This is a genomic window from Streptomyces sp. SM1, assembly GCF_002910825.1.
GTDB classification, from domain to species: domain Bacteria; phylum Actinomycetota; class Actinomycetes; order Streptomycetales; family Streptomycetaceae; genus Streptomyces; species Streptomyces okerensis.
Map to the genome: position 1 here is coordinate 1 of NZ_NEUB01000828.1, position 6,939 is coordinate 6,939.

7 protein-coding genes and 2 pseudogenes are annotated in these 6,939 nt (G+C 73.4%); 3 read left to right on the forward strand and 6 right to left on the reverse strand.

The annotated features are described in order from the left end of the window. Nucleotides 1-154 (reverse strand): annotated as a pseudogene (locus B9S61_RS42655) (peptidoglycan-binding protein); the annotation flags it as partial. A gap of 75 nt (nt 155-229) precedes the next feature. After that, entirely contained in the window at nt 230-1,075 is an 846-nt protein-coding gene (locus tag B9S61_RS26125; protein ID WP_103544432.1) for a hypothetical protein, read from the reverse strand. Nucleotides 1,076-1,201: 126 nt separating this feature from the next. Here B9S61_RS26125 and B9S61_RS26130 point away from each other — a divergent pair, with 126 nt between their 5' ends. Then, nucleotides 1,202-1,924 carry a TetR family transcriptional regulator gene (locus B9S61_RS26130; protein WP_103544433.1) on the forward strand — a complete coding sequence of 241 codons (723 nt, stop codon included), beginning with the start codon at nt 1,202-1,204 and terminating at the stop codon, nt 1,922-1,924. Between the two features lie 162 nt (nt 1,925-2,086). Further along, nucleotides 2,087-2,503, forward strand: coding sequence for a Zn-ribbon domain-containing OB-fold protein (locus tag B9S61_RS26135; protein WP_103544434.1), 417 nt, complete (start codon nt 2,087-2,089; stop codon nt 2,501-2,503). Nucleotides 2,504-2,569: 66 nt separating this feature from the next. On the opposite strand, the gene B9S61_RS26140 is transcribed toward B9S61_RS26135, so the two are convergent. The 3 genes and pseudogenes from B9S61_RS26140 to B9S61_RS26150 form a co-directional block, all read right to left on the reverse strand. After that, the gene (locus tag B9S61_RS26140; RefSeq protein ID WP_103544435.1) at nt 2,570-2,950 is read right to left on the reverse strand and encodes a PPOX class F420-dependent oxidoreductase; all 381 of its coding nucleotides are present in this window, start codon (nt 2,948-2,950) and stop codon (nt 2,570-2,572) included. 9 nt (nt 2,951-2,959) lie between these two features. Continuing rightward, a pseudogene (locus tag B9S61_RS26145) lies at nt 2,960-3,690 on the reverse strand (class I SAM-dependent methyltransferase). After that, entirely contained in the window at nt 3,687-4,883 is a 1,197-nt protein-coding gene (locus B9S61_RS26150) for a MalY/PatB family protein (protein ID WP_103544436.1), read from the reverse strand. The pseudogene B9S61_RS26145 and the gene B9S61_RS26150 overlap by 4 nt, the downstream one beginning before the upstream one ends. Before the next feature lie 201 nt (nt 4,884-5,084). On the opposite strand from B9S61_RS26150, the gene B9S61_RS26155 reads away from it, so the two are divergent. Next, nucleotides 5,085-6,455: a S1 family peptidase gene (locus B9S61_RS26155; protein WP_103544437.1), complete on the forward strand. Its 1,371-nt coding sequence runs from the start codon at nt 5,085-5,087 to the stop codon at nt 6,453-6,455. A gap of 180 nt (nt 6,456-6,635) precedes the next feature. Here the strand turns inward: B9S61_RS26155 and B9S61_RS26160 are convergent. Then, on the reverse strand, nt 6,636-6,939 hold a 304-nt coding region (locus B9S61_RS26160; RefSeq protein WP_146064897.1), incomplete at its 5' end, for a transposase.

Genomic DNA, 6,939 nt, shown 5'->3' on the forward strand with positions numbered 1-6,939 from the left:
GGGGCAGCGGCACCGCCTCGTAGCGGCTCCACTCCCCCTCCTCGAACTCCCGGAACAGTTCCGCGAGCGCGTCGGTACGGCGCGGGCGCAGCACGCGGATGGGTTCGAGGGGCGGTCCTTCGTGTGGCCGCCCGGGCTCGGCCGGTGTCGTCACGTTGCTCTCCTTCCGTCCCGTGCGGGGGAGTTGTGCCGCCCACGGGGAGAGATACGCGACGAAGGCCCCGCGGGTTCAGCCGCCCGTGCCGGAGGCGTCGCGGAGGAAGGCGCGCAGGGACGTCACCATCGCCGACACGAAGGCCTCCCGGCCGGCGTCGTCGAGGGCGTCGAGGGACAGATACGGGTTGAGGTCCTCCAGTTCGACCAGCAGCAGTTCGCCGCCCGGCGCACGGCACGCGTCGACGCGCTGGATACCGTGGCCGAGGGTGTTCCACTCGACGAACTGCCGGGCGAAGTCCAGGTCGTCCGGGGTGGGTTCGTAGCGCTCCAGCTGCCAGCGCCGCCCGGGGTCGGGAGCGTGGAGGGCGTACTGGAAGGAATGGTCGACGTAGAAGAAGGAGACCTCGTAGGCGAAGTCGATGTGCGGCTGCACCAGGACGTCGCCGTCGACGAGGCCGCGCACCTCGTCCGCGGGAACGACGCGCAGCCCGATGGAGTCGGCGCCGCGCCTGGGCTTGACCACGTACCGTCCCGTCTCCGGCAGCCGGCGCAGGTCCTCGGGCCGGTCGACGGTGGGGATCACCGGGCGGCCGGCCGCGGTCAGGTCGAGCAGGTACTGCTTGCCGGCCATGTCGCCCCGGCCGGTGAGCGGGTTGTAGACCGCTGCACCGGTCGCGAGGGCGTGCTCGCGGAAGGCGTCGTAGGCGTCCTGGTACGCCATGACCGGACCGCTGTTGCGGACGACCACGGCGTCGAAGCCGTCCATGAGGGCGACGGTGTCCCGCGGGTGGCACAGGGCGAGGTCCGCGTGCTCGCGCAGCCGGGAGGTCAGGAAGATGTCCTCGTCGCAGTAGCGGCGCCCGCGGGCCGGGTAGGCGAGGTCGCTGACGTAGAGGACGCGGGGACGGGCGGGCGGCATACGTGCTCCTCGGCGAGACGGTGGCTCGATCATAGGGACGGCCCGCGCGGGCGGGCGCGACGGTACTGAGTTCCGTGTCAGGTGCACCGCGTGCCATCGCCGGGTTCCCGGTGCTACGTTCCGTTCATGAGCTCCAGCGGTGCGGCGCCCGGCCGCGGTGGGAACGACGGGAAGCCGGCCATGCGGGACGCCCTGGTGGCGGCGGCCTTCCGGCTGTTCCCGGAGCGGGGTTACGAACAGACCACGGTGGACGACATCGTGGCGCTCGCCGGGGTGGGACGGCGGTCCTTCTTCCGCTACTTCCCGTCCAAGGAGGACGTGGTCTTCCCCGACCACGAACGGTGCCTCGCCGACATGACGGCCTTCCTGTACGCGGGCGGGGACGACGTCGAGCCGGTGCGCAGGGTCTGTGACGCGGCCCGGCTGGTGCTGCTGATGTACGCGGAGAACCCGACGTTCTCCGTGCAGCGCTACCACCTCACCAAGCAGGTGCCGGGGCTGCGGGCGTACGAGCTGTCCGTGGTCTGGCGTTACGAGCGGGCCCTGGCCGGCTATCTGCGGGCCCGGTTCGCCGGTCTGCGGGACGGCATCCTGCGGGCGGACGTGATCGCGGCGGCCGTGGTCGCGGCCCACAACAACGCGCTGCGGGCCTGGCTGCGTTCGGACGGCGAGGGGGACGCGGAGACCACCGTCGACCACGCGCTGGGGCATGTGCGGGAGGCGTTCGGCACCGCGCCGGCGCCCGGCGTGAGCGGGGGCCCGGAGGACGTGGTGGTGATCGTCTCGCGGCGCGGGGCACCGCTGTGGCGGGTGGTGCAGGAACTGGAGTCCGCGCTCGGCCGCGGCTGACCCGCCCGGGCCTCTCCCCGAAAGAGAGGGTACGGAGTGCCTTTACCGGTGACACTCAGTGCCATACGCTATGGCCGTGTACGGAGGCACGTCACACCGGACACGTGTGTGCCGGGCGACCGCGCACGCGGGATTCCGGCCGAGCGCAGGGAGTTGACCAGCGTGTATCACCACTCAGGAAGCGTCGCTCAGCAGGCGGCCGGCTCCCCGACGGGTGTCCTCGACCCCCGGGGCACCACCCGCACGGAGGCCATGGTCTACCAGCGCTGCACCTGGTGCGGCACCGCCATGTACCACCGGCTGCTGTGTCCGGTCTGCCAGGGCAGCGAGCTGCGTACGGAGCACAGCGAGGGCATCGGCACGGTCCGTCACACCACGGTGCTGCACCGGAACACCCCGGCGGCCCGCAATGTGTCGCTGATCGAGATGGCCGAGGGATTCGTGGTGCGCGGCCGGGTCATGGGCCCGCCCATCGGTATTCACAGCGGCGACCGGGTGCGGCTGTCGACGGCCCAGGACCCGGTGCGGGGCGAGCCGGTCTTCCAGATGCTCGACGAGCCGTTCCGGGCGTGGACCTGACGGACCGTGTGGACCTGACGGGCCACCAGGCGCGGTCTCCCGAGCGCGAGAGGGTGATCCCGCGCCTCAGAGGGTGATACGGATCCCCACCGTGCCGTCGAGGCCCCGGCGGAGCCGGCTGCCCAGGAGCGCCAGCCGGGCCCGGACGCCGTACTTGCGGACGAGCAGCCGCCGGTAGCGGGCGGTGGTGGCCGGGCCGCAGATCTCCGCGGTGGCGGGAACCTGGTCACCGGTCGGCCTGCCGCGCACATCGCACGGACCGACGAGGACCTCACCGCGGCCACGGATCCGCTTCACCTTCCCGGAGCCGGCGACGGTCCACACCCCGAGCGTGTCGCCGTCCCGCACCACCCACACCGGTGTGGCAACGGGCGTCCCGTTCCTGCGGTAGGTGGTGACCAGCAGGTACTCCCCGGCGCCGAGCCGGTCCCGCGACGCTTCGTCCATGGGGCGATTCTAGGCATCCGGACGGCGGGCGACGAAGACGAACTCCCGGCCCGGCCGGTCGGGCGCGTCCCGCACCCCCTCCACCGCGAAGCCGTGCCCGGCGAGGTCCGCCTCGACCTCCTCCCGCCCCCGGAACCGCAGCGTCGAGTCCGACGTGAGCACCGTTCCGACCGCGGCGAACACGTAGGTCGTACGGAACGTCACCAGCGAGCCGTCCACACGGGTCACCCGGTGCCAGTTCTCGACCGTGCCGACGCCGGGTACGTCCGTCCTGCGGTACGACTCCTCGCGGTTCCATCCCTCCCACGCCCGCCGGGCCGGATCACGGGTCTCGAACACCAGCCGCCCCCGGGCCGCAGCGCCGCGCGGGCGCCCCTCAGGGTGCCGTGCCAGGCGTCCGGGCCGGCGATGGCCTGGGCGACGTTCGCCGTCATGGTCACCAGATCCACGGCGAGCTCGGGCAGGGCCGTCGCGTCGCCGTCGATCCAGCGGACCCGTGCGGCCCCCGGCTTGGCCCGGGCCACGTCGAGGGAGGCCCGGGCGGGCTCGACGCCGGTCACCTCGATCCCCCGGCCGGCCGGCAGCAGGGCGAACACCCCCGTCCCGCACCCGATGTCCAGCACCCGCCGGGCACCGAACTCCTCCGTCATACGGAGATACGCGTCGAGGTCTCCGCGATCGGGGTCGAGCGGATCGTAGAGCGCCGCGAGCCGTGGATCACCGAAGGACTCGTCGGTCACGGGCGGTGCCCCGCTCGTTCCACGGCCACCGCCATCCGCCGCACCGCCTCCCCGATCACCTCGGGCGAGGCGGCGAGGTTCAGCCGGGCGTGGCCGGCGCCGCCCGTGCCGAAGGGCGGGCCCGCGTTGAGGGCCACCCGGCCGTGATCGAGGAAGACTTCCGCCGGATCGTCGCCGAGACCGAGGGGACGGCAGTCGAGCCAGGCGAGGTAGGTGGCCTCCCCCGGGCGGTAGCGGACCGCCGGCAACCGCTCGGCCAGGAGCCCGGCGAGCAGACCGCGGTTGGCGTCCAGCCCGGCGAGCGGGGCGTCCAGCCACGGGGTGCCGTCGCGCAGGGCGGCGGTGTGGGCGAGGATGCCGACATGGCTCGGGCCGTGGCCGACCTCCTCGGGCATCCGCGCCAGATCCCCGGCCGCGTCGGGTCCGGCGACGGCGAGCGCCGCCTTGAGCCCGGCCAGGTTCCACGCCTTCGACGCCGACATCAGCGACAGGCCCCGCTCCCCGCCCGGCACACTCAGGTACGGCACGAAGCGCGTGTCGCCCACGACCAGTGGCGCGTGGATCTCGTCGGCGACGACCCGTACGCCGTACCGCTCGGCGAGGGCGGCGACGGCGGTCAGCTCGTCGGCGGTGTGCACGGTGCCGGTGGGGTTGTGCGGGCTGCACAGCAGGTACGCGGCCCGCCGCCCGCCCGCCGTCACCCGCCGGAAGGTGCTCTCCAGGACGTCGAGGCCGATCCGCCCTCCGGCGTCGAGCGGCGCCCCGGCCACCTCGCGGCCCAGGTGCCGGACGAAGTCGTAGAAGGGCGGGTACACGGGCGGGTTCACCACGACCGGATCGCCGTGCCCGGTCGCCAGCCCGAGCATCTCGACGACGCCCAGCATGACGTCCGGCACGATCGCCGTGCGCTCGACGGCGAGCCCGTCCCAGTCCCATCGCTTCCGGGCGAACGCGGCCAGCGCCTCGGCATAGGCGGTGCCGACGGGACAGCCGGTGTCCCCGAGCTCCATGGCCTCGGTGACGGCGCGCACGACCGGCTCGGCGAGGGGCACGTCCATCTCGGCCACCCGCAGCGGCAGCACGTCGGCGGGACGGGTGCGCCACTTCATGCTGGTACGGCGCCGCAGACGGTCAAGGGTGAGGGCCCGCAGGGGATTCGGTTCACCGGACGTCTCGTACGGGATCCTGGTCATGGGATCACGACAGGCGGCCCCGGCGGGAGCGGACATCCGGCGGGGTGCGCGGGCGCGGTGCTGCCGGCACGGCCCGGTTCCCGGCCGGGATCGTGTCCGCACTGAACGCCGGGGCTCCGGGGCCCGTATGGACAGAGGGCACCCGACTCGGGGCAGACCCCGCGGTGTTCGCACCGTGCCGAAGAGGTTCGGGAGCCATGCATGAGGCACGCACGACGACGGGTGGTCCGGCGAGTGACACGGCTGGCGGCCGTCGGCGGACTCCTCCTGGGGGCCACGATGGTCACCCGCGCCGTCGCCAGTGAGCCCCGGCTGCCCGAGGCGGTCCCGTTCTCCACCGCCGGGGAGACGTCGGTGGGCCCGGGCGCCGGCCTGGTGTCACGGCTGGGCACGTCCCGTACGGCGGGCAGCTGGATCGCCGCCGACGGCCGCACGGTGGTCGCGGTCACCGACGAGGAGGCGGCGGCCCGGGTGCGGGGGGCGGGCGCCGAGGCGAAGATGGTGCGGCACAGCATGGACGACCTCAAGTCCGCCGCGAAGACGCTGGGTTCGGCGCCGCGGGTACCCGGGACGGCCTGGTCCATGGACTACCGGTCCAACGAGGTGGTCGTCCGCGGCGACACCACGGTGTCCGCGGACGACTGGTCCGAGCTGACCCGAGTGGCCGACGGTATCGGCGGATTCGTGCGCATGGAGCGGACCTCGGGCACGTTCACCACCCGCCTCAACGGGGCACAGCCGATCCTGTCGACGGCCGGCCGCTGCTCGGCGGGCTTCAACGTCACCGACGGCGAACGCGAGTTCATCCTCACTGCCGGGCACTGCGGCCCCGACGGGTCGGTGTGGTTCGCCGACAACCAGGGGCGCCAGGAGGTCGGCACCACGGTCGGCGGCAGCTTCCCCGGGGACGACTACTCACTGATCGAGTACGCCGGCGGCCGGGCCGGCGAGGGCGCCGGGGTGGTGGCGGTCGGCGACGGCAAGGGCGTGCGGATCACGGGGGTGGCGGACCCGGCGGTCGGGCAGCGGATCTTCCGCAGCGGCAGCACCAGCGGACTGCGCGACGGCGAGGTGACCGCGCTGAACGCGACGGTGAACTATCCCGAGGGCACGGTCAGCGGTCTCGTGGAGTCCAATGTGTGTGCCGAACCCGGTGACAGCGGCGGTCCCATGTTCTCCGAGGGGATCGCGCTCGGTGTCACCTCCGGCGGCAGCGGTGACTGCCGCACGGGCGGTACGACGTACTTCCAGCCGCTGGCGAAGGCGCTGGCGGATCTCGACGTACGGCTCATCGTGGCGCCCGGGGCGGACGGGGACGCCGCGGCGCCGTCGCCCGCGCCGTCCGAGGCGGGTGCGGCTCCGGACACCGCTTCCCCGGGCTCCTCGACGCCGGTACGGGGCATCGTCCCGGACCCCTCGACGCTGCTGGCACGGCTGGCCGACCCGCAGAACGTGGGGCCGGGCCTGCTGGTGATCGGGGGCAGCCTGGTCGCCCTGGTGGCCTCGCGCTGGATCCGGGCGGAGCAGGACCGCAAGGCCTACCGGCGTCACTACTCGGCGACCTGGGGCTGAGCGGGGCGCCGGCCGCTGGGCGCGGGCAGGGGTGGGTCTGCGGCGGGTGGGCCGGGGCCGATCGCGCAGTTCCCCGCGCCCCTGGGTGGGATGCGTCTACGCCCGCCCGAGGGGGGGGTGCCTCTATGTCCTTCGTCAAGGCACCCTTGTCGGGTTTGGGGTGGTTCGGTGTTGCTGGGGTTATGCGGCGAGCTCGACGTCTTTCGGTGTCCGGGGTTCGTAGAAGGTGCCGTCGCGGAGCATGGCGAACAGGACGCTGATGCGCTGGCGGGCGAGGCGGAGGAGGGCTTGGGTGTGGGTCTTGCCGCGGGCTCGCTGGCGGTCGTAGTAGGTGCGGGAGGCCGGGTCGGCGTTCATGCAGGCGAAGGCGGACAGGAACATCGCCCGTTTGAGTTGCCGGTTGCCGCCTCGGGGTGCGTGTTCGCCGTGGATGGAGGTGCCCGACTGCTTCGTGGTGGGGGCCAGTCCGGCGTAGGAGGCGAGG